Origin of the sequence: Mesorhizobium sp. WSM2561 (assembly GCF_000513915.1) — a bacterium.
Taxonomy (GTDB): Bacteria; Pseudomonadota; Alphaproteobacteria; order Rhizobiales; family Rhizobiaceae; genus Mesorhizobium; species Mesorhizobium muleiense.
Genome location: NZ_AZUX01000015.1, coordinates 139,655 through 163,080 on the forward strand (window position 1 = coordinate 139,655; position 23,426 = coordinate 163,080).

Annotated in this window: 18 protein-coding genes; 4 read left to right on the top strand and 14 right to left on the bottom strand. The window is 63.1% G+C overall.

Annotated features, from left to right (window positions below):
• Window positions 1-3 precede the first annotated feature (3 nt).
• The 11 genes from M727_RS0114425 to M727_RS0114475 form a co-directional block, all read right to left on the bottom strand.
• A complete protein-coding gene (locus tag M727_RS0114425) occupies window positions 4-918 on the bottom strand; it encodes an endonuclease/exonuclease/phosphatase family protein (RefSeq protein ID WP_027153280.1) in 915 nt (304 codons plus the stop codon).
• Window positions 919-1,039: 121 nt separating this feature from the next.
• A complete protein-coding gene (locus M727_RS0114430; protein WP_027153281.1) occupies window positions 1,040-2,590 on the bottom strand; it encodes a sodium:proton antiporter in 1,551 nt (516 codons plus the stop codon).
• A 203-nt stretch (window positions 2,591-2,793) separates the two neighbouring features.
• A complete protein-coding gene (locus tag M727_RS0114435) occupies window positions 2,794-3,858 on the bottom strand; it encodes an ABC transporter ATP-binding protein (RefSeq protein ID WP_027153282.1) in 1,065 nt (354 codons plus the stop codon).
• A 31-nt stretch (window positions 3,859-3,889) separates the two neighbouring features.
• Window positions 3,890-4,681, bottom strand: a complete 792-nt coding sequence (locus tag M727_RS0114440; RefSeq protein WP_027153283.1) for an ABC transporter permease — start codon at window positions 4,679-4,681, stop codon at window positions 3,890-3,892.
• On the bottom strand, window positions 4,678-5,667 hold the full coding sequence (locus M727_RS0114445; RefSeq protein ID WP_027153284.1) for an ABC transporter permease subunit: 990 nt from the start codon (window positions 5,665-5,667) through the stop codon (window positions 4,678-4,680). The genes M727_RS0114440 and M727_RS0114445 overlap by 4 nt, the downstream gene beginning before the upstream one ends.
• A 160-nt stretch (window positions 5,668-5,827) precedes the next feature.
• Window positions 5,828-6,934, bottom strand: coding sequence for an ABC transporter substrate-binding protein (locus M727_RS0114450; protein WP_023798107.1), 1,107 nt, complete (start codon window positions 6,932-6,934; stop codon window positions 5,828-5,830).
• A 243-nt stretch (window positions 6,935-7,177) separates the two neighbouring features.
• On the bottom strand, window positions 7,178-8,350 hold the full coding sequence (locus tag M727_RS0114455; RefSeq protein WP_027153285.1) for an iron-containing alcohol dehydrogenase: 1,173 nt from the start codon (window positions 8,348-8,350) through the stop codon (window positions 7,178-7,180).
• A gap of 18 nt (window positions 8,351-8,368) precedes the next feature.
• Window positions 8,369-9,757 carry an aldehyde dehydrogenase family protein gene (locus M727_RS0114460; RefSeq protein ID WP_027153286.1) on the bottom strand — a complete coding sequence of 463 codons (1,389 nt, stop codon included), beginning with the start codon at window positions 9,755-9,757 and terminating at the stop codon, window positions 8,369-8,371.
• A gap of 89 nt (window positions 9,758-9,846) precedes the next feature.
• Entirely contained in the window at window positions 9,847-11,217 is a 1,371-nt protein-coding gene (locus M727_RS0114465) for a glutamine synthetase family protein (protein ID WP_027153287.1), read from the bottom strand.
• Between the two features lie 96 nt (window positions 11,218-11,313).
• On the bottom strand, window positions 11,314-12,828 hold the full coding sequence (locus M727_RS0114470; protein ID WP_027153288.1) for an amino acid permease: 1,515 nt from the start codon (window positions 12,826-12,828) through the stop codon (window positions 11,314-11,316).
• Window positions 12,829-12,849: 21 nt separating this feature from the next.
• On the bottom strand, window positions 12,850-13,671 hold the full coding sequence (locus M727_RS0114475; protein WP_027153289.1) for an N-formylglutamate amidohydrolase: 822 nt from the start codon (window positions 13,669-13,671) through the stop codon (window positions 12,850-12,852).
• Window positions 13,672-13,823: 152 nt separating this feature from the next.
• Between M727_RS0114475 and M727_RS0114485 the strand changes: the two genes are divergently transcribed.
• A complete protein-coding gene (locus tag M727_RS0114485; protein WP_027153290.1) occupies window positions 13,824-14,651 on the top strand; it encodes a MurR/RpiR family transcriptional regulator in 828 nt (275 codons plus the stop codon).
• A gap of 149 nt (window positions 14,652-14,800) precedes the next feature.
• Window positions 14,801-16,354 carry a Fic family protein gene (locus tag M727_RS0114490; protein ID WP_027153291.1) on the top strand — a complete coding sequence of 518 codons (1,554 nt, stop codon included), beginning with the start codon at window positions 14,801-14,803 and terminating at the stop codon, window positions 16,352-16,354.
• Between the two features lie 1,011 nt (window positions 16,355-17,365).
• On the opposite strand, the gene M727_RS0114500 is transcribed toward M727_RS0114490, so the two are convergent.
• From M727_RS0114500 to M727_RS0114510, 3 genes are all read right to left on the bottom strand, one after another.
• A complete protein-coding gene (locus tag M727_RS0114500; protein ID WP_027153292.1) occupies window positions 17,366-18,562 on the bottom strand; it encodes an IS91 family transposase in 1,197 nt (398 codons plus the stop codon).
• A gap of 10 nt (window positions 18,563-18,572) precedes the next feature.
• Entirely contained in the window at window positions 18,573-19,478 is a 906-nt protein-coding gene (locus M727_RS0114505; RefSeq protein WP_027153293.1) for a tyrosine-type recombinase/integrase, read from the bottom strand.
• 339 nt (window positions 19,479-19,817) lie between these two features.
• Window positions 19,818-20,792, bottom strand: coding sequence for a LysR substrate-binding domain-containing protein (locus M727_RS0114510; RefSeq protein ID WP_027153294.1), 975 nt, complete (start codon window positions 20,790-20,792; stop codon window positions 19,818-19,820).
• A 101-nt stretch (window positions 20,793-20,893) separates the two neighbouring features.
• Here M727_RS0114510 and M727_RS0114515 point away from each other — a divergent pair, with 101 nt between their 5' ends.
• Window positions 20,894-22,417, top strand: a complete 1,524-nt coding sequence (locus M727_RS0114515) for a sugar ABC transporter ATP-binding protein (RefSeq protein WP_084646729.1) — start codon at window positions 20,894-20,896, stop codon at window positions 22,415-22,417.
• Window positions 22,414-23,418 (top strand): ABC transporter permease, encoded by a 1,005-nt coding sequence (locus M727_RS0114520; protein ID WP_027153296.1) that lies wholly within the window; start codon window positions 22,414-22,416, stop codon window positions 23,416-23,418. Before M727_RS0114515 ends, M727_RS0114520 begins: the two co-directional genes overlap by 4 nt.
• Window positions 23,419-23,426: the final 8 nt, after the last annotated feature.

The window sequence follows — 23,426 nt, forward strand, 5'->3', positions numbered from 1 at the left end:
GGCTCATCCGCCTCCGGTCCCTGTCGCGAACGGCGTTTCCAGGTCGATGTCGACCCGCAGTGGGAAGTGGTCGGAGGCGATTTCGCCGATATCGGCGCTGACCGAGCGCACCCGTCCCGCCAACATCCCGCCGACGAAGCAATGATCAAGCCGGCGCTTTGCCAGCCTGCCGTCGATGGTTTTCACATGGGTGTGGAAATCCGCCGTTGGTTCGCCGGTGACGGCGGCGGCATCGACGAAACCGTCGAGATAGACGGCACCGCGATGATATGGCGTGCTGCCGACGATGCGCCGGTACTCGGCGCTGCCCGGCTCCATGTTGAAATCGCCCATCCAGATCGCCGCCAGCGGGTTTTCCGGCTCCGGCTCGCCATTGCTCCAGTTGCGCACGGGCTCATCGTCGGCGCCGCTCCACGGGCCGCCGTCGGACGGCGCCCGGCGATGCTCGGCGAGCAGATAGTCGATCTGCTCCAGCCGCTCTTCGGCGGCGATATGCGCCAGATGCAGCGACAGCACCCGCACCGGACCGGCAGGGGTGTGGATCATGCATTCAAGCGCTGCGTTACGGGTGTTGAGCGGACGCACGGTGCGGCGCAGCGGCAGCGTGTGCAGGCGCGACCAGACGATCGGCAGCCTGGACAGGAGCATGGTGCCGAATTGCCGCCGCCGGTTGACGATGCGGCCGTCACGCCGCTCGCTGGCGTCCATGTCGAAGGCCGGTCCATAAACCCAATAGTATTCGGGCAGCAATCGCGAAAGAAGTTCCGGCTGGTCGTCTTCGTTGCTGCGCAGCCAGTGCCGTTCCACCTCCTGCAAGGCGATGATGTCGGCGCCGGCGACGATCTTGGCGCAGCGCGAGAGATCGTAGCGGCCGTCGCCGCCGAACCCGTACTGGATGTTGTAGCTGACCAGCTTCATTGCTTATCCGGCTCAATTCCCTGAAAGCAGTAGCCGTTGGGCTGATCGGCTGCAATGTGCAGCCGGATGCTCAAACAAAGAGATAGAGCGGCGGTACGATTCGATTTGAAAGTCCGCCGCTCTAAGTCGTCAACGGCTGGAATCGTCCCGGCGGAGAAGCGGCCAATTCCGACCAGTCGATTTCCTCCTCCAGGCGATGATACGCTTCGTCGCCGATCGTCCCGTCGATACGCAATTGCTCCAGCGCGTCACGCTGGCTCTTGATGGCATAGAGGCGCAACCTGTCGTACTCGGTCGCTGCCTGGGCGTCCTCCGGGTTTTCAGCGATCGTGCGTTGCGCGGCAAATTGCTCGCGGACCACCGCCGCGGCATTCGATGTCTTGCCGCTCAACACGTCCAGCGCGGCCTGCATGATGGCGACGCGTGCCTGCGCGACCTCGCGGTCGACAGTTCCGTCCGGATCGAGACGAAGCAGGCGCAGCAGCGGCTTCAGGCTGATGCCTTGCAGCACCAGGGTGCCGAGGACGACCGAGAAAGCGGCGAGCACGATTGGGTCGCGGCCGGGAAAGTCAGCTGGCAAGGCAAATGCTGCTGCAAGCGTGACAAGGCCGCGCATGCCGCACCAGCCGATCAGCACGCCGCCGCGAAATGACGGCGCCTCGGCCTGCCGTTCCGCGTCACCGAAGCTGGCGAGCCACCTCATGATCGCACCGCATCCCAGCACCCAGACGAGGCGCGAGACGATGACGACAGCCAGCACGGCTGCGGCGAAGACGAACGCTCCGACCTGCCCCTGCTCGGCAAGCCGGCCGACGATCGACCGTGCCTGAAGTCCCATCAGGACGAAGGCCAGCACGTTGAGCACGAACACCGCCGTCTCCCAGACCGAGTAGGAGCTGACGCGATTTCTGGCCGGCATGTGGCGCGGCGCGGTACGTGCGATGGTCATGGCATAGACGACGATCGTTATGATGGCGGAGAGCCCGATCCTGTCGGCCAGGATCCAGACGCCGAACGTCCCGGCAAATTGCACCACCGTGCCACTTGCCGGATCTCTGATGCGGCTGAGTGTGACGAGAGACAATCGGCCGAGCACATAGCCCGCGGCGAGGCTGCCGACCGTCGACAGCAAGATCATCGGAACCGCGCTGCTCACCAGGATGGAGCCGGCAGTTGCGGAAACCGCCATGCGGTAGATCAGCAGTGCCGTGGCGTCGTTGAGCAGGCTTTCGCCTTGCAGGATCGCGGTGACGCGGTGCGGCACCTTGAACTGTCCAAGCACGGCAGACGCCGCGACGGCATCGGGCGGCGCCACGATCGCGCCAAGGGCGATGGCCGCAGCGATCGGCAGGCCTGCCATTGTCCATCCAACGAGCGCCACGGCAGCGGTGGTGAAAACGACGGCGCCAAGCGCCAGCAAGAAAAGCGGCAGTCTGTAGCGATTGAGATCGCGCAGCGACGTGTCGTAGGCCGCGTCGAGAAGCACCGGCGCGATGAACAAGGCGAGCGCCAGTTCGGGATCGATCTCGATGGTCGGCGCAAACGGCAGGAAGGCGATGCCCGCGCCTGCCAGCGCCAGCAACGACGGATAAGGAACCTGGAGACGCCGCGACAACGCCGCCAGCGCGACGGCGATCAGCAGGAGAACAAGGGTCAGCTCGAAAAGCGCCATGCCTCATCGTAGCGGTGAAGCCGGGCGATTGGCACTGCAAAAACGGCGACCGGCTTTGGCTGGTGAATGGTGAATGGTGAATGGTGAATGGTGAATGGTGAATGGTGAATGGTCGCTTGCAGAGCAATTTCGCCGCGTAAAGTGCCCTTCTTGCTACTCACTACTCACTACTCACTATTCACCATTCACTATTCACTCTTCCCCTAATGCAGCACCAGCATGTCGCCCGACGAGAACGAAATCTCGGCCTTCTCGCCGACAGCGGGCGGCGGCGCGGCCGGGCTGTTGAACGTGTCGAGCGACACCGTGCTGCCGCCGATGCCGACGCGAACCCGGATGACCGAGCCGAGGAAATGCACTTCGGTGATCTCGCCCGAAAGGCTGGAGTCGCGGCCGGGATGGCGGCCGAGCGAAATCGCCTCGGGCCGCAGCGCCAACGACAGCGTGTCGCCGGACTTGGAGCCGTTCAGCTTTCCCTGCAGCGAGACCTCTTGCGAATTGACGCGCACCTTGCCCGAGGCTGCATCGGTGACGGTGCCTTCGAGCACGTTCAGCGTGCCGACGAAATTGGCGACGAACTTGGTTGCCGGCCGGTTGTAGATCTCGAACGGCGTGCCGACCTGCTCGGCCTTGCCGCCATACATGACGGCGATGCGGTCGGAGATCGACAGCGCCTCTTCCTGGTCGTGGGTGACGAAGATGGTGGTGATGCCGAGCCTCTTCTGGATCGAGCGGATTTCCTCGCGCAGCGACACGCGCACCTTGGCGTCGAGCGCCGATAACGGCTCGTCGAGCAGCAGGAGCTTCGGCTTCGGCGCAATCGCCCGCGCCAGCGCGATGCGCTGCTGCTGGCCGCCGGAGAGCTGATAGGGATAGCGGTCGCCCATCTGCGGCAGCTTGATGAGGTCGAGCATCTCGGCAACGCGCCTGTCGGCATCGGTCTTAGGCATGCCCGCGACCTTCAGCCCGAAGCCGATGTTTTGCGCCACCGTCAGGTTGGGAAACAGCGCATAGGCCTGGAACACCATACCGACATTGCGCTGGTTGGGCTTGAGCCGGGTGATGTCCTTGCCGGCGACGACGATCTTGCCGGCGCTCGGCTCCTCGAAGCCGGCGACCATGCGCAGCACCGTCGTCTTGCCGCAGCCCGACGGCCCGAGGAAGGAGACGAATTCGCCCGGCTCGACGTCGAGGTTGAAATCCTGGACGACGGTGGTGGCGCCGAAGGATTTTCGCACATGCTGGATGGAGAGGAACGGCTCGGCCATGGCTTTTTTTCTTTCGGTCAGTACTTTTCGGTCAGTTTGGCCGGTTCGCCGATCGCGGCGCAAAACGCGACAGGATCTGGATCAGCGACATGCACGCCCAGGTAATGGCGAAGGCGATGATGGCAAGTGCCGCCGGCTCATAGGCGCGGTTGGCGCCGATGTTCTGCAGGTAGGGACCGAAGGCCGGCCGATTGAGCAGGCTGGCCATGGTGAATTCGCCGAGGACGATAGCGAAGGTAAGGAAGGCGCCCGACAATACCGCGATCAGCACATTGGGCAGAATGACACGGGCGATGATCGTGCCCCAGCCGGCGCCGAGGATCTGCGCCGCTTCCGTCAGCGTGCGCACGTCGATAGTGCGAAGCCCGGTGTCGACGGCGCGGTACATATAGGGCAGCGCCAGCGTCGCATAGCCGATGACCAGCAAGGCGTTGGTGCCCGTGTCGCTCGCCAGGAACGGCAGCGGCGAGTTCGATCCGTACATTCTGATGTAGCCGAAGACGATGACGATGGCCGGGATGACCAGCGGCAGCAGAGTGATGAACTCGACGACCGGTCTCAGTTGCGGCAGCCGTAGCCGGATCCAGTAGGCGGTGGGCACAACAATGAGCACGCCGAGGATGATGGTGAAGATGGCGGCAAGCACCGAATAGCCGAAGGTCGCCTGGAAGCGGGGATCGCCAAGCACGACCTCGTAGGCATCGAAGGAATAGACCCCGCGCCGCATGCGCATCGAGAATTCCACGGTCGCGATCAGCGGAATGAAGAAATAGGCCGCACCCAGCGCGAAGACGACCCAGGCCCAGAAACGTCCGCTCTTCATTTGAGCCACCTTTCGCTGCGCGTCCGGAACCAGATGTAGAAGACGTTGGCGAGGCCGGTGATGACGATCATGCCGAATGCAATGGCATAGCCGAGATGCGGGTTGTGCAGCACGTCGCCGCGGATCTGTGCGTAAAGCACGATGGGAATGATGTTGAGCGACGAGCCGGTCAGCGCATAGGCGGTGGCGATAGCGCCGAAGGCGTTGGCAAACAGCAGGATGACGGTGCCGAGAAAACTCGGCCATATCACTGGGATGACGACCATGCGCCAGTATTGCGCCGTGGTGGCGCCAAGCGTCGCGGCCGCCTCGCCCCATTCCTTCTTCAGTCCGTCGATCGCCGGCGTGATGATGACCACCATCAGCGGGATCTGGAAATAGACATAGGTCAGCGTCAGGCCCCAGAACGACAGGATGTTGAAGCCGTGGGCGTAAATGTTGAGGCCGAACACGGTGTTCAGGATCACCGTCGCGAGGCCGAGCCGGCCGAGCGTAGCGAGGAACGCAAAGGCTAGCGGCACGCCGGCGAAATTCGAAGCCACGCCGGAAAAGGTCAGCGTCGCCGAACGTATCCAGTTCGGCAGGCCGCCGCGCACGATGGCAATGGCAATGGCCAGACCGGCAAATGCCCCGATGAGCGACGAAGCGAGGCTGATCTTGATCGAGATCCAGTAGGCGGCAAGGATAGTGGGCAGCCTGCAGTTTCCGTCGACCCAGGAGATCCAGGAATCATATTGGCACTGTATGTAGTTCGACAGATTGGGTGGGTCGAAGATACCGACAATGTTGTCGAAGGTGAACGTGCCGGCAGCGTTCTGGAAGGCGCCAAGCACCAGATAGAGTGTGGGCAGGACCAGGAACATGATGGCGAAGATGAAGAACGGCGCCACGCCCAGCCATTGCGTCGGCAGCCGAAACGCGCGCGCCTCGCTGGGCGGCGCCGTCTTCCCGGCAATCGCGTGATCGGAAAGCGAGAGATCGGTCATGCGCCGGCTACCGTCTTATCGCATCGGCCCGAAAATCGAACTCGATTTTCGGAAAGCACGATGCGGAAATTTGAGTTCTAGAGCGTACTTTGTGCGTCCGACGCACGTCGCTCTAGCGGGAATACCGGGCGGCGGTGAAGCCGCCCGGCGGTTTTCAACCTTACTGAACGTTGGCGCCGACGACGGCGTCCCAGTTCTTGGTGATGACTTCCTTGGCCTTGCCCTGCTCATCGAGCGACGGGAACACCGCGGCCTCATAGGATGCGGCCGGCGGCAGCTTGGCCATCACGTCCTCCGGGATTTTGCCGTTCTTGGCGAGATCGTTGAAGCGGATCGGGTGGCAATAGCCCTTCAGCCAGCCGATCTGGCCTTCGTCGGAATAGAGATATTCCAGCCAGAGCTTGGCAGCGTTCGGATGCGGCGCGTAGGCGCTGATCGCCTGCACGTAGACGCCGGCGACGACACCGGTCTTCGGCACGACGACGTCGACCGGCGGATTGCCTTTCAGCGTGTCGCGGCCGGCAAGCGCGTTGTAGTCCCAGTTGATCAGGATCGGTGTCTGACCCTGTGCAAGCGTCGCCGGCTTGCCGATGACCGGCACGAAATTGCCGGCGGCATTGAGCTTCTTGAAGAACTCGAGGCCGGCAGTACCTGCGGCTTCACCGGCCGCGGCGCCGCTTGAAAGACCAGCGGCGTAGACCGCCTGGATTGCCTGATTCGAGGCGCGTGGATCACCGGCGAGCGCGACGGCGTTGGCGTATTCCGGCTTAAGAAGATCGGCCCAATCAGTCGGCACTTCCTTGACCAGATCCTTGTTCACCATCATCGCCAGCACGCCGTAATAGTCGCCGGTCCAGTAGCCTTCGGGATCCTTGGCGCTGTCGGGGATCGTGTCCCAGGTCGACACCTTGTAGGGTTGGATCAGGCCGTCGGCCTTGGCGGTCGGGCCGAAGGACAGGCCGACGTCGATGACGTCGGGCGCCTGCGGGCCCTTATTGTCCTTGTTGGCCTTGATCGCCTCGATCTCGTCGCCGGAGCCGGCATCGGGGTTGAGCTCGTTGACGGTGATTTCCGGATATTTCGCCTTGAAGCCGGCGATCACCGCGCCATAGCCGCACCAGTCATGCGGCAGCGCGATGGTGGTGAGTTGGCCTTCCGCCTTGGCGGCGGCGACCAGTTCATCCATTGACTGCGCCGACGAGATGGCAGAGGTCGCCATCAGGGCGACGGCCGTAAGGGAAAGTACTTTTCCCGTGAATTTGAACATGTGTTCTCTCCGTTGAACTGACGCCGTTGGACGCCTGCGATGCGGTATCGTTTTCGTGTGACAGCCCGATGAATGGTTTGTGAAAGCGATGCCCTGCAGTACGAAAAAGTAAACTCTTTTTAACCGGCTGTAGCAATCGCCTCGCGACTATTTTTCCGGCTAACGAGTTTCCGTCTTACCTTTCATCTTTCCCCCTTTCATTGCCCTCAATTTCCCGGATCAGTTTCCGGCGCGAATACTGTGTCAGGCGGTGCCGGCAATGGCATTTTCGAGCAGCGTCAGCGCCGCCTTCCTGGTCAGCTTGACAGGGTTGCCCTCGGCGGTCGGATCGACCACTGCCATATCGGCGATCAGGCCCTTGCGCTTCTTGTCCATGTCGAGCCCCTTGATCAGGCCTGGCAGCGCGTGCGGCACCTTCAATTCCTTGCGCAGCTTGGTGACAGCCTTGGCGAAACCGTCGAAGCCGCCCTTGATGCCGCAATAAGCCGCGAGCCGGGCGATGCGCACCTCGATGGCGTCGCGGTTGAAGGCCAGCACATAAGGCATGAACACGGCGTTGGTCATGCCGTGATGGGTGTCGTAGAGCGCGCCGACCGGATGCGACAGCGAGTGGATGGCGCCCAGCCCTTTCTGGAAGGCGGCAGCGCCCATCGCGGCCGCGCTCATCATGTGGGCGCGGGCGACCAGATCCTTGCCGTTGGCGAAGGCTTTCGGCAGGTTTTCGAAGACGAGCCGCACGCCTTCGACGGCGATGCCGTCGGCCATCGGATGATAGCCCGGCGCGCAATAGGCTTCGAGGCAATGGGCGAGCGCATCCATGCCGGTGCCGGCGGTGATGAAGCTGGGCATACCGACCGACAGTTCCGGATCGGCGATGACGATGGCCGGCAAAAGTTTCGGATGGAAGATGACCTTCTTGGTGTGGGTCGCTTCATTGGTGATGACGCCGGCGCGGCCGACTTCCGAGCCGGTGCCGGCCGTGGTCGGCACGGCGATGATCGGTGCGATCGCGTCGGAGTTGGCGCGCGTCCACCAGTCGCCGACATCCTCGAAATCCCAGACCGGCCGCGTCTGGCCGGCCTGGAAAGCGATCAGCTTGCCGAGGTCGAGCGCCGAGCCGCCGCCGAAGGCGATGACGCCGTCATGCTTGCCCTTCTTGAACACCGCAATGCCGGCGGTCAGGTTGGAGTCAACCGGGTTCGGCTTGACCTCGGAAAACACACCATAGGGCACCTTGGCGTCGTCGAGGATCTTCAAGGTCGAAGCGACGACCGGCAGCTTGGCCAGCCCTGGATCGGTGACGAAGAGCGGCCGCTTGATGCCGGTGGCATCAAGCACATCAGGCAATTCCTTGATGCGCCCCACGCCGAAGCGCACGGTTGTCGGGTAGTTCCATTTGGAAATCAATTTTGTCATTTTTGTCTTTCGAAAAAATCAGATGGCTTCACGCAGATGATATGATTTCGGCCTCGTCAGATTGTCGTAGCCGATGGCCGAGAGTGCGGCGCCCTTGCCGGTGTCCTTGACGCCGGTCCAGACCAGCGCCGGATCGAGATAGTCGCAGCGGTTCATGAACACAGTGCCGGTCTCGATGCGATCGCCGAGAGCCGCGGCATGGTCGGTGTCGCGCGTCCAGATCGAGGCCGTCAGCCCGTAGGGGCTGTCGTTCATCAGCGCGATCGCCTCCTCGTCGTTGCGCACCTTCATGATGCCGACGATCGGCCCAAAGCTCTCCTCGCGCATGACACTCATCTGGTGATCGACCCCGGTCAGCACTTCAGGCGCCAGATAGGGCGAGCCTTGCTCGTCATTGGCCACCGTCATGTTGATGTGCGCCCTGGCACCCTTGCGCAGCGCCTCGGCCTTCTGCTCGCGGATCAGGTCGGCAAAGCGCGCCTGTGCCATCGGCCCCATCGTCGTCGCCTGGTCGAGCGGGTTGCCGACGACGTAGTTCCTGGTTTCGGCGATGAAGCCTTCGACGAATTCGTCATAGACCTTCTCATGGACATAGACGCGCTCGATGCCGCAGCAGCACTGGCCGGAATTGTAGAAGGCGCCGTCGACCAGGTTGGCGACGGCGTGGTCCATCTTGGCATCGGCCAGGACATAGGCCGGATCCTTGCCGCCGAGTTCGAGGCCGAGTGTCATGAAGGTGCCCGCTGCGGCCTTTTCGATGGCGCGGCCACCGGCAACCGAGCCGGTGAAATTGACATGGTCGATCTTGCCCGAGCCGAGCAGTTTTTCGGTCTGCGCATGGTTCATGACGAGGTTCTGGAACAGACCCTTGGGCAGGCCTGCTTTGTCGAACGCCTGTTGAAAGCGTTCGCCGACCAGCAGCGTCTGCGCCGCATGCTTGAGGATGACGGCGCTGCCGGCCATCAGCGCCGGCACGATCGTGTTGACGGCGGTGAGATAGGGATAGTTCCACGGCGCGATCACCAGGACCACGCCGAGCGGCACTCTCTTCACATAGCGGCGAAACCCGTCCTTGGGATTGGAGGCCATCACTGGCTTCAATGCCGCTTCGGCGATCTCGACCATGTAGCTGGTGCGTTCCCTGACGCCGCCGAATTCGCCGCCATAGCGCACCGGGCGGCCCATCTGCCAGGCGATCTCCGGCACGATCTCGTCGGTCATGGCGACCAGCGCTTCCAGCATGGCGAGCATGTACTTGCCGCGCTCGACGATCGGCGTCTCAGCCCATTTCTCCTGCGCCGCCTTGGCACGCTCGACCGCGGCATTGATCGCCTGGTCCGTGGCGATGGGCCGTTCGGCATAGATCGAACCATCGACGGGAGATTTTATCTTGACCGTGTCGGTCATTCCTTGAGTCCTCGCAGTTTATGACAATCGCGGTCTTTGGGTCGCCCGCCCGTCGGGCAGCAAAGGCTGAACGGCAGCGCTGGCGTAGTTTAATACCGCTCGAACCCTCTGTGCAGTTCCCAATCGGTAATGCGGCGGTCGTATTCGAACTGCTCCCAGTGCGCCGTATGGACGTAATGCTCGAGCACGCCGTCGCCGAGCGCCTGCTTCAGCATCTCCGATTTCGCCAGCGTCTCGGTGGCGTCACGCAGGGTCTTCGGAATTTCCGGCAGCTGCGAGGCTTGATAGGCATCGCCGACGAAGGGTTTTTGCAGTTCAAGCTTTTCGTCGATGCCGGCAAGGCCGGCCGCGATCAGCGCGGCGAAGGCGAGATAGGGATTGAGGTCGGCGCCGCCGATGCGGCATTCCATGCGGATGCCCTTGGTGCCCTCGCCGCACAGGCGGAAACCGGCGGTGCGGTTGTCCTCGCTCCACATGATCTTGGTCGGCGCGAAGGTGCCGGCCTGGAAGCGCTTGTAGGAGTTGACGTAGGGCGCGAGGAACCAGGTGAATTCCCTGGCATATTTGAGCTGCCCCGCCGCCCATTGCTGGCCGAGCGTCGACAGGGTCCATTCGGCTTGTCTGTCGTAGAAAAGCGGCGTCTGGCCGTCGGCACTCCACAGCGAGTTGTGGATATGGCTGGAATTGCCGGCCAGCCCGTAATTGTACTTGGCCATGAACGAGACCGCCTTGCCTTCGGACTCGGCGATTTCCCTGGCGCCGTTCTTCAGGATGACGTGGCGGTCGGCCATTTCCAGGGCCTCGGCATAGCGCACATTGATTTCTTCCTGGCCCGGACCCCACTCACCCTTGGAGTTCTCGATCGGAATGCCGGCCGCTTGCATCTCGTTGCGCAGCCGGCGCATGACGCCTTCTTCCTTGGTGGTGATGCCGATCTGATAATCGCCGATATAGGGCGAGGCTGTGTCGAGGCCCTGCCAGTGCTTCTTGCGGGCGGAATCGTAGGTTTCGCTGAACAGATAGAATTCGAGCTCGGAGGCGAAATAGCCGATATAGCCGCGTTCGGTCAGCCGCTTGACCTGCTTCTTCAGGATGGCGCGCGGCGAATGCGGCAGGTCGTCATGGCTGTGGTGGTCGAGCACGTCGCAGATCACCAGCGCCGTCTTTTCCAGCCATGGAATGCGCCGCAGCGTCGACATAGCCGGCTTCATGACGAAGTCGCCATAGCCTTTCGACCAGCTCGCCGCCTTGTAGCCGGGCACCGGTTCCATATCGATGTCGGCGGCCAGGAGATAGTTGCAGCCATGCGTCTCGTCATGGGCGGAATCGACGAAATACTGCGCCAGGAACCGCTTTCCCGCCAGCCGCCCCTGCATGTCGACAATGCACGCCAGCACGGTATCGACCTCACCGCTGGAGACCGCCATTTTCAACTGATCGAACGAGAAATTTCCGGCCATTCTTGCAAGCTCCGCCGCCTTTGTGGCGCTTCGAGAGTTCAACTCTGGACCCGGCCGCAGGAAGCGGCCGGGTGTTTCTTGAGGTCCGAGACAGGGTCAGGCTTTCTGCGCGTGCTCCAGCGCGAACTCTTCTTCCGGCGACAGGATCAGCTTGTGACGGCCGACCAGCCCGAAATAAACGATCGCGATGGCGAACCACAGCGCCACCCAGACCACGCCCTTGGTGAAGTTCGCGTCCTGAATCTGGTAGAGCAGGGTGACCACGCCGATGATGATCGTCAGCACGGCGCCCGGGACGCCGAGCGGGCTGCGATAGGGACGTTCCATGTTCGGCTGGTTCTGGCGCAGCAGGATGAAGGACACCGCCTGCAGGATGTAGGAGAACATCGCGCCGAACACCGCCATATTCAGCAACACCGAGCCGATGAGCGAACCGGCCGTAGCGCCGCCAAGCGCGAACCACATGATCAGCATGATGCCGAAGCCGACGATGGCGCCCGCAAACATCGCCACATACGGCGTCTTGTACGATTTGTGGGTGACCGACAGCGCCGACGGGAAATAGCCGGCGCGGCTCAGCGAATAGACCTGGCGGCCCATGGCGAAGATGATGGTGTGGAAGCTTGCGATCAATCCAATCAGCGCGATGACACCAAGCAGCACTGCGCCCGAGTCGCCATAGATCGCCCGGAACCCGTCAAGCAGAGGCTCGCCGGAAGTGGCGAGCTTGAACGAACCGACGCCGACGACCGACGGGTTGAGCAGCACGATCATGAAGGCCGAGACCATCAGCGTCAGCATGCCGGCGATAATGCCGCGCGGCATGTCGCGCTTGGGGTCGACCGATTCTTCCGCCGCCAGCGGAAGCTGCTCGATCGCCAGGAACAGCCAAACCGCGAAAGGCAACGTCGCCAACACGCCCGAGAAGCCGAACGGGAACATCGAGCCATTGCCTTCAGGAAGCTCCATCGCCGCTCCGTCCGGACCGACGCCGATGTTCAGCGCCCAGCGCGAAAAGTCCATGCTCGGGATGGCGCTGATCCAGAAGACGATCAGCACGGCGAGCGACAGCAGCGTGACGATCAGGGTGACGCGGAAGGACAGCGCGACGCCGAAAATATTCAACGCCAGGAACAGCCCATAGGTCACCAGCCACCAGAGCGGTGGCCAGACGCTGGAGTCGGGAAAGGCGACCGACCAGATGCCTCCCATATAAGAGCCGATGAAGAAGGCGATGACGGCGGGCGTCACCACATACTCGACGTTTTCGCAAAGCCCAGTGATGAAGCCACCCCACGGCCCCATCGCCGTCCGGGCGAAGGAGTAGGCAGCGCCGGTGTGCGGCAAAGCCGGGCTCATCTCGGCGATCGAGAAGACGAGGCCGACATACATGATGGCGATGATGATGCCGGCCACCAGCATGCCGCCCCAGCCGCCTGTCCCGAATCCAAAATTCCAGCCCGAGAAATGTCCGGAAATGACGGCGCCGACGCCGAGCGCCCACAGATGCCAGACATTGGCATGACGCACCAGTTGCCGGTCCTCGAAATAAGATTTGTCGCGCTTCGCGTATGCGACGCTGCCAACGTGCTTCGTATTACCGCCTGCCATTTGAAAGTCCCCTTCTTCTTGTCAGTTGACCGGTTCCACCGGATGGCCGAGCCCGCGCCGGCCAGATCCCTGGGATCCGGATGACGGCTCGAGATCGGAAAAAATCCTCGCGAGCAGATCCGCCCATTTTCGCTGCCCGGCTCCGTCGGATATTTCGTCGTTGCGGATTTCGATCATCGCGCAGGGTAACCCCCGCGGACGCGCGTGCCGTTCCAGCGTGAAATAGACGCGGTCGGCCGGCGAATAGGGTTCGTTGACGCCGACTGTGACGCCGGCGAGCCGCTGCAGCGCGGCGACAAGCGGCGCTGCCAGCCGACGATCCTCGTCATGGATGACGCCGATGTGCCAGGGCCGGCTCTTGCCGTTGTAGACCGGGTTGAAGGAATGGATTGAAACCAGCCGCGTCTCGAGCCCGCGCGCCAGCCTTGTGTCGATGATACGCGCGACCGCATCGTGGAAGGGTTGCCAGGACAGAGCGATGCGCGCAGCGCGCTGCTTTTCCGACAGGCCGGCATTGCCCGGAATGGTTGTGATCTCGCTGACCGGCGGCACCAGATCGGGTGCGTCGAGCGGGCGGTTGCAGTCGATGACAAGGCGCGAAATGCGGGTCTCGACCAGCGTCGCGTCAAGCGTCGCGGCCATGCGGCGGGCCACCGGCAGCGCGCCGGGATCCCAGGCGATGTGGCGGGAAAGCTCTTCGGCAGCAAGGCCGAGCGTTCCGAATTCTGGCGGCAGGAAGTTGGAGGCGTGGTCGCAGGTCAGCACGAAAGGGCTCGATCCGCCGGGGTTCGTCACCCCTACGCTTTCAGGCGATGCAAGGCTGGCGGGCCGTGCTGTCTCCATTATCATGTCGTCCCCGGGGAGCGCTGTATCGTATGTTACGTATTTTGCCTCATTGCGTCCCTGTGGATGATTTCATACAGTTTGTCCGGCTTTGTCAAACGCGATTTCGGGTCAAATGCGATTTCGGCAAAACGGCCGGGCATGGGGAAAAGATGATTTCGAGCATTGCCGAACTGATCTCGGATCGCATCGGCTCGATGCCGGCGGGCGAACGCCGCGCAGCGCAGACGCTGATCGCCAGCTATCCGCTGATCGGCCTGAAGACGGTCGCCGAATTCTCAGCTGCCGCTGGCGTCTCCTCTCCTACGATCCTGCGTTTCGTCGCCCGGCTCGGCTTCCAGAACTACCCGGAATTCCAGTCGGCGCTGCAGGACGAACTGGCGGCGCAACTGCAGTCGCCGGCGTCGCGCACGCTCAACCCGCCATCGCCGAATGGCGGCGCGGTATCGCCGATGCTGGAGGCGACGCTCGACAACATGCGCGAGACGTTCAGGCACCTGTCCGACAAACAGCTTGCCGACATCGTCGCAAAGCTTGCCGACCGGCGCGGCAAAACCTTCCTGATCGGTGGCCGCTTCACCGATCCGCTGGCGCGCTACATGGCCGCTCACCTCGCCATCGTCCAGCCCAACGTCTTTCACCTCGGCGGACAGGAAGGCGTCTGGCGCGACCGGCTGATCGACATGGGCAAGCGCGATGTGCTGGTGATCTTCGACATCCGACGCTACCAGGACAGCCTGGTCCGTTTCGCCGAGACGGCGCATCAGCGCGGCGTGCAGATCGTGCTGTTCACCGACCAGTGGCTGTCGCCGATCGCCCGCTTCGCCCGCCATGTCATCGCCGGGCGCACCGCCGTGCCCTCGGCCTGGGACTCCTCGGCGGCCCTTTTCGTCGTGGCCGAGACGCTGATCGGCGCCGTCACCCGGCAGCTCGAGGCCGACGGCGCCAAACGCATCCGCGAGCTGGAAAGCCTGCGGTAGAGGCGCGGCCTGAACAAGCAGTCTATCAACTACTTTCAGAATCGCTTTTCGAGACATCCGCATTTGACGCCTCATTTTTCATAAATTAGAATCATTTTTCATGGATTTTGGTGGCTCGTACCAAAATTCGAATGGAAGGCACGGTTTTCATGACTGTTCCGCAGGAGCATCAATTTTCAGGGCAGGTGAACGTTTTTCAGGAACTACGCCTTCCTGAAACCGCGACTCTTGCCGGCTACAGCGCGCTGATCGGGGCCTATGGGCTTGCCGTGCCCCTGCCGCACACTCTCTCCGCCACCGGCGAACATCACCGCATTGCCGAGCGGGACGGCTGGCGCATTATGACGCCCCGGCATGCGCCGCATTCAACCCTTGAAGGCCACCTGACCTTCGCTCTCAAATACGAGGGACTGGACCTGGCAATCCTCAAGCGGCTGTTTCTGGTGACCGGAACCGCACCGATTGAAGCGCTTGTCCGCAAAAGCCCGACCGGCGGCTACGCCCGCCGGATCTGGTTTCTCTATGAGTGGCTGATGGACACGCGCCTCGATCTCCCCGACGCGACCGCCGGACGCTATGTTCCTGTTGTCGACCCCGAACTGCAATGGGCGGCGCAGGATAAGACCGCTCCGCGCTACCGCGTGAAGGATAACCTGCCCGGCACGCCGTATTTCTGCCCGCTCGTGTTCCGCACCAGGGTCCTTGAAGAATTCATCGGCCTCGACCTGCCTCGGCGCGCGCAGGCGATCGTCGCGGACGTGCCGCGCGACCTGCTTGCTCGGACAGCCGCTTTCCTTCTGCTCAAGGACTCGCGATCAAGCTATGCGATAGAGGGCGAGCGTCCGCCGCAGGACCGCATGCAGCGCTGGGGCCGCGCCATCGGCGAGGCTGGTCGTCAGCCGCTTGATCGCGATGAGCTGCTGCGCCTGCAAAGGATCGTGCTCGGCGATGCCCGCTTCGTGAAGCTCGGTTTTCGGCAGGAGGGCGGCTTCGTCGGCGCGCATGACCGCGACAACCGCATGCCGCTGCCCGATCACATCAGCGCCCGGCCCGAGGACCTGGAATCGTTGATCGACGGCATGGTCGCGTTCGACCGCGGCCCCGCCCAAGGCCTCGATGCGGTCATCGTCGCGGCGATCCTCGCGTTCGGCTTCGTCTACATCCACCCATTCGAAGATGGAAACGGCCGCATTCACCGCTACCTGATCCATCATGTCCTTGCCGCGCGCGGCTTCAACCCGCCAGGAGTAGTGTTCCCTGTTTCGGCCGCGATACTGGAGAAAATCGACGAGTACCGGGGCGTGCTTGAGAGTTTTTCGCAGCGCCTGCTGCCGCTGATCGAATGGCAGCCGACGCCGCAATTCAATGTCCGTGTCCTGAACGACACTGGGGATTTCTACCGCTTCTTCGACGCGACACCCCACGCCGAATTTCTCTACACCTGCGTCCGGCGGACGATAGAAAAGGATCTTCCCGACGAGACCGCCTTCCTGCGCCGCTACGATCAGTTCCGGCAGCAGGTCGATGCCTTCATCGACATGCCCGAGCGTCTGACCGATTCGCTCTTTCGCTTCCTTCATCAGAACGGCGGCCGCCTTTCGAACCGCGCCCGTGAAAAGGAATTCGCCGCTCTAACGGATGACGAGGCGGCGCGGATCGAGGCGATCTACCACCAAACCTTCGGATCCGACCTGCAGGCATGATCACCAGCCCCCGTTGATCGCGTCGAAACGTCGAGGCCGACGCTCAAGGTTGAACGTAAGGTCAAGTCCAGAACACGAGCCGACCTCCGTTCCCATGCAGAACCGGCAACCTCACAGATCGCGACCATTCTCGAAAGGTGGGTCCAAAACACCGCTTACGCCGGATCTGCACAGCGCCCGGCCGCAAACGCAAAACGGCCCGCGTGATGCGGGCCGTTTTGATATTTGGTTGCGGGGACACGCAACCACCGATGCCGACATTTGGTAACCACGCCGATATGACAACGGCTTGTGCATCGATGATAGTCGAAAATCCCTCTAGGGTTCGAGGCCCGGAGGACGTATTCAACTCTTGATTGAGAGAGGCTTTTTCGTGGGCTGGGATCGTTACGCTATTCAGGCGGTACATAGAGACCTACTCCTTGAGGTCCACTCTGTAGCCATTCTTACCCTGCAGGGAAGCATGGCGAAGCTTCCCAAAGCGAGGCCTTCTAACGGCAGCTTTGGCTGTTCGATGAAAGCTTCCAACGGCCATAGGCAATCGTTCGTCTACAGTTCTCGAAGGCCGCAATGGGGCCGCAAGCGGAATGGCAGCTTTGGACCTCAAACCTCCAATTTGCGGACCTTCAGGTCGGTACGAGTATCGTCGTGACGTGTGATGAGTTTCGGATGCCGGCCCTCTACTGAGATGGCGTGGCTCCGATGCCGGCGTCCGGAAGCCTCCAGGGAAGGAACTCGCGGGGTGGAGATCTCGGTTTCGAGTCTATGGGGATTTGACGGTTCGGCTTGGTCCGTTGTGACCGCACCGACGGGCTTGGTGGGTGGGCAGGCGTAGCTCGACGGGCTGGCGATGGCGGTGCGCATAGCGATGCGGCCCTTGAAGAGCGGGCGGTTTCGGCGCTGCAGATGGTGCGGGACATGCGACCGGCCGGAGACGCCCGATCGCATCGGTCCGCCGACGACCAGAGCCCTCGGCGGGCATGCAGAGCGATGAAGAGCAGCGGTTTGGGGTCATGGCGCCCTCGTCCATGGCGGCGCGCGGGCGCGGTCGCCGCCGCGTTCGAAGGTCTCGATGACGATCATCCTGCCGCCGCAGCATGGACATGGCGGCCGCCAATCCGATGGCGTGGCGGCATCGGCGCCCGTTCCGTTGCATTCGGCCTTGGGCTGCGGCGCGGCGAGAAGTTCGCGAGCGCGCGCGATGTTGGCCTTGCGGTTGGCGCTGGCAAGCAGTCCGTAGTGGCGGATGCGGTGGAAGCCCTTGGGCAAGACATGGAGCAGGAAGCGGCGGATGAACTCGCCCGCTTCCAGCGTCATGGTCCGGAAGCGCTCCTTCCCGTTGCGACGGTAGTCCTTGACGCGGAACGTCACGCCGGTCTCATCGAGCGTGATCAGGCGGCTGTTGGAGATGGCGACGCGATGGGTATAGCGCGACAGGTAGGCCAGCACGGCCTCGGGTCCGGCGAAGGGCGGCTTGGCGTAGACGAACCAGTTCTTCTTCTTGAGCGGTGCCAGGAAGGCAGCAAAGGCGCGCTTGTCGCCGAGGCCAGCATTGTCGCCGAAGAACCTCAGCCGGCCGGCGGCATGGGCATCAGTAAGCTTCGCCAGCAAGAGCCGCCCGAACAGTTTTGAGAGCACGCGCACGGGCAGGAGGAAGCCGGGCCGGCAGGACACCCAACGCTCACCATCGAGCGAGATGCCGCCACCGGGCACGATCATGTGGACATGCGGATGATGGGTCATCGCCGAGCCCCAGCTATGCAGCACGGCGGTGATGCCGATGCGGGCGCCGAGATGTTTTGGATCGGCGGCGATGGTAAGCATCGCTTCCGAGGCGGCGCGGAACAACAGGTCGTAGATCACCGCCTTGTTGGGATAGGCGATACCGGCGATCTCGGCCGGCAGCGTGAAGACGACGTGGAAGTAGCCGACCGGCAAGAGATCGGCCTCGCGTGCGGCGAGCCATTCCCTTGCCGTCGCGCCTTGGCACCTTGGACAGTGTCTATTCTTGCAGCTGTTATAGGCAATGCGACGGTGGCCGCAGTCCTCGCACGCCTCGACGTGACCGCCAAGCGCCGCGGTGCGGCAGGTCTCGATCGCCGACATCACCTTTAGCTGGCCGAGGCTCAAATGGCCGGCCTGGGCCGCGCGCCAGGCGGCGCCATGGCGATGGAAGATGTCGGCGACCTCCAGGGACGGGCGGCGCACCGCCGCCGCGTCACCTGTCCGGTCGTATCTCGCCCTCTGTGAGCAGGCTGATCCGGTCGAGCGGACTCATCACGGTGTGGATCGTCTTGGTGGCGACATGGGCATAGAGCGCGGTCGTATTGAGCCGGGCATGGCCGAGCAGGACCTGGATGACGCGAATGTCGACGTCCTGCTCCAGGAGATGTGTGGCGAAGGAATGCCTCAGGGTGTGCGGCGTTACCCGCTTCTTGATCTCGGCGGCCTCCGCCGCCGTATGAACGGCGCGGTTCATCTGCCGCGTGGAAAGTGGCGTGATCGGGTTGCGGCCCGGGAACAGCCAGCCCCGCGGCAGCATCACGCCGCGGCGTTTGCCCTGGCCCCACCAGGCGCGCAGAAGCCCGAGCAGTTGCGGCGACAGCATGGCGTGGCGGTCCTTGCGCCCCTTGCCCTGCTCGACGCGGATCAGCATGCGCGTCGAGTCGATGTCACTCACCTTGAGCGCCACGATCTCCGACACCCGCAACCCCGCCCCGTAGCCCGTGCCGAGCGCGGCCTTGTACTTCGGACCTGGTGCGGCTTCGAGCAGCCGCGCCACCTCCTCGACGCTCAGCACCAGCGGCAGCTTGCGCGGCTGGCGGATGATGGTGAGACGGCGCGAGAGATCGGGCCGGTCGAGCGTCACGGTGAAGAAGAAGCGAAGCGCCGAGACCGAGCTGTTGATCCCCGGCGGCCGCATGCCGCTCTCGGTCTGGTGCAGTTGGAAACGCCGCAGATCCTCAGCCGTCGCGGTATCAGGCGACCGCCCGATGAAGGCTGCAAACGCCTTCACGCAACGGATATAGTCACGGCGTGTATCCTCGGTGAAGCCGCGCATGGACATGTCTTCGATCATGCGCTCGCGAAGTGCGCTGCCGGATGGATGCGTAGGGACGGTCATCGGATGCTCCTCTCAAGCTGAAGGTTGACACTTCATGCTCGGAGGCCGATGGCCGTCCGTCACCCCTGATCGATTAAAGCCTCACCGATGCTGCCAACGAAGCACACGCCTCAAACCCCACGCCCCTCCCGCGAGCGGGTTCGTTCAATGACCCCTTCCCGACCTTCCTGAGCGTTTTTTTGCTGGATAGCGGAAATCCGGCAGGCGCCATTTACCGTCTATCCCGCAGCCCGCCACGGGCCGGCCAAGGTCACCGCCTTCATCGAGATGCACATCTTGGCCGAGAAGCGGAGATCGTCATCACCAGAGGCATGAAGTGTCCAGAGCTGCCGCCCCAGATCAGTCGCGTGTCAGGAAATGAGGCCGGTGTTCGAAGGTAATCTGGAATCCCCTGGCCGTCAGAAACCCTCGTGCGTGCGTGGTGTCTCGATTGCCGATCCGGGAAACCCACTCGGAGAACAACCGGACCGCCCGTCTGTTCATGTGCCTTGAAGGGCACACCAGCCAATAGCCTGGGAATTCGATGACGTCGAACTCGGCCGACAGCGGAACCAGTGCGCCGCTCGCCAGATCGTCGAATGCGATTGACGTGCTGTCCAGCGCAACGCCCACTCCGTCTTTGGCCAGTTGTATCGACATCGATGATCGGTCGAGGCGGTAGGGATAGGTCATGTTCGCACCCTGGATGCCGTTGCGCGGCAGCCAGTAGTCCCACCGGAAATAGGCCTTCACGCTGTCGATGAGCCGGGCGTGGCGCAGCTGCTCGCGCGGATCGGACGAGATCGCTCGCAGTTGCGCCAGATATGAAGGCGAGCACATCGGGAGGATGAGGTCGTTCACCACGCAGGCAGAGTAGAGGCCGGCCCATCCGCCGTCGCCGTAACGAAGGTCGAGGTCGATCACCTCCGTCTCGAAATCGGAAAAATTAGGCGTCGCGTCGACCCTGAGTTCCCAGGTGGGATATTCGCCGCTGAATTCCGCCAGGCGCGGCGCCAGCCATTTCTCGCCAAATGAGGGGCTGACGCGGATGCTGAGTTGAAAGCTCTCCCGCTGCCTGACGATCGCATTGCGTACTTCGCGCAGCGATTCGAAAGCCTGGGTAGCCGTCTGGTAGAGCCGCTCGCCGTCGATGGTCAGCGAAAGGTGACGCTTCTCGCGGCGGAAAAGTCGTACCCCGAGCTGATGTTCAAGCAGCCTGAGTTGCTGGCTGACCGCCGACGGGGTGACCTTTAGCTCCTCGGCGGCCTTGGCCACGCCGCCCAGGCGCGCCACCGCCTCGAAGTGGCTCATCGAGTTCAGATTGAGATCAGACATCAGTCGTCAGTTTAGCTCAGCTACATAGAGCGTTAAGAATCGAAAATTGAGTGAAGTGTCAATTGGTCTCATCTTGATCGCGTCTCGGGAGGAGATGCCGGATGGGAGCGAATGCCGCCAAAGCGGCGGGCAGCGATGCAGGAATCGATGGCAGTGAACTGCCGGCCCGCACGCTGATCGATGCTGCAGAAATCGAGAAAAACTACGGCGCGACCCGCGTGCTGCGTGGTGTGGCCTTCCGCGTGAGGGCAGGTGAAATCCAGGCACTGCTGGGTGGCAACGGCGCCGGCAAAAGCACGCTGATCCGCATCATCACCGGGCTGGCATCGCGCGATGGAGGCACGATCCGCTTCGCCTCCGGCCGCAGCGGGCGTGAAAGCCCGATCATCGCGGTCGTCCACCAGGAGCTTGCGCTGCTGCCCGAACTCTCGGTCGCCGAGAACATCGGCATTGTGCACGCGGCATCCGGCTTCTCGCGAAGCAGCATGCGCCGGATGCGGCAACTCGCGCTCGATGCGCTGGGCCTCATCGATCCGGCTCTGGCAGGAAAGATCGTCGATGAGCCGGCGGGCAGACTATCGCTGCACGAGGGCCAGATTGTGGAAATAGCACGTGCACTCTCGACCGGTGCCGAGGTGCTGCTGCTAGACGAGCCGACCGCCAACCTCACGGCGGCCGAGTCGGCGAAGCTCTTCGGCGTGCTCAAGCGGCTGGCGCAGGAAGAAGACATCGGCATCGTTTTCGTCTCGCACCGGATGAAGGAGATCCGCGAGCTCTGCGACGTGTGTACCATCCTGAGGGACGGTAGAAGCGTGTTAAACGCCGCCCCGCTCGCCGGATTGAGCGACGGCGAAATCGTGCAGTACATGGGGCAGCCAGCGCATCGCGCCGCGACTGAGCGCAGGCCGTCTGCCGCCGCGGCAGGCGGCGCACTCACGCTGGCGGGGCCGGAAGACACCCGCATCGAGGTCCGGCCGGGCACGGTGCTAGGGCTTGCCGGTGCACCGGCGGGGCCTACCGGGCTGATCGCGCCGCTCGTCGGGGCGGGAAGCGGCGACGGCTGGAGCATCTCCGGCGATGGCTTTCGGGGCGCCTTCCGGTCGCCCGCCCACGCGGTCAGGGCCGGCGTCGGCTTCATCTCGGGCGATCGGGCGACCAAGGGGATACTCTCGCAACTGCCGATCATCGACAATGTGGTGGCCGCACGCCGGGTCCGCCAACGAACCCAACTGGTGCGCGCGGCCGAGAGGCCGCAATGCCTGGACCTGGTGTCGGCGCTCAAGCTGAAGGCCGGGTCCATCTGGGACATGCCGTCCTCGCTCTCCGGCGGCAACCAGCAAAAGCTGCTCGTCGCGCGCTGGCTGAACCTTCCGCTGCGCATGGTGGTGCTGGAGGAGCCGACGCGCGGCGTGGATGTCGGCACCAAACGTGAAATCTACACCCTGATCCGCCAGATGGCGGACGCGGGCGCGATCATCGTGTGGTGGTCGACCGAGAACGTCGAACTCATCGAACTTTGCGACGCGATCTTTGCCTTCGACACCGAAGGGAGCCCGCGGGGATTCCTGCCCGAAGACCGTTTCACCGAGGAAAGCCTCGCCGAACTGACGGGGATGGCTGCATGACCGAAGCGACAAATCACATGGCAACCACTCAGGAGGGGCGCGGCCCGAGGATGCGGGCTCCAGGGATCGTCAAATCCTACCGCACGGAACTGGCCATCGCCGGCGCGATCGTCGTGCTGATGCTCGCGGTCGGCATGTACGTGCCCGCCGCGCTGAGCACCGGCAACATGCGCAACATCATCCAGGCCGCGGCGCCGCTCATCATCATGTCGCTTGGCGTCTTTCTGGTCGTCGTCAGCGGCGGCATCGACCTATCGGTCGGCTCCGTGTTCTCGCTGACGGGAATGGTTACGGCGCTTGCCATGGCGAACGGCGCCGATGCCTTTACGGCGAGCCTCGCCGGGCTTTCGGTCGGCCTCGTCTTCGGCGCGATCAACGGGTTTTTGGTGACTATCGTGGGCCTCGCTCCCTTCGTCGTCACCCTCATCACCTATGCCGTGGCCGGCAGCCTCGCCTTCATCGTCACCAACGGGCGCTCGATGCCCATCGGCGCGCCGAATTTCTGGCTGCTGAACTCGGGCGAAATCATCCCGGGTGTGCCCAACCATCTGCTCTTCTGCATCGTGCTGATGGTCGCGCTGGAATATGTGCTTCGCAAAGTGGTCGTCGGCCGCTGGTTTTATGCGGTCGGCTCGTCGGCGACAGCCGCCCGGCTGCTGGGCATTCCGGTCCTGCGCATCAAGTTCGCAGCTTATGTCGCGTCCAGCCTGCTCGCCTCCTTCGCCGGGCTGCTCACCGTCAGCTACATCCTCAACGCCGAGGCGATGGCGGGCGCAAGCCTCATGCTCCAGGCAATCGCAGCCGTCGTGATCGGAGGCGCGAGCCTCTTCGGGGGAACCGGCAGCGCCATCGGCGCCGTGCTCGGCGCACTGATGATCACCGCCATCCAGAACGGCGTGAACCTGATCGGCGTCAACAGCTTCTGGCAGGGCTCCGTTACTGGAACGGCCATCCTGCTCGCGGTGCTGATCGACCGATTCAGCCATAGCAAGCGCACCTAAATCTTCAC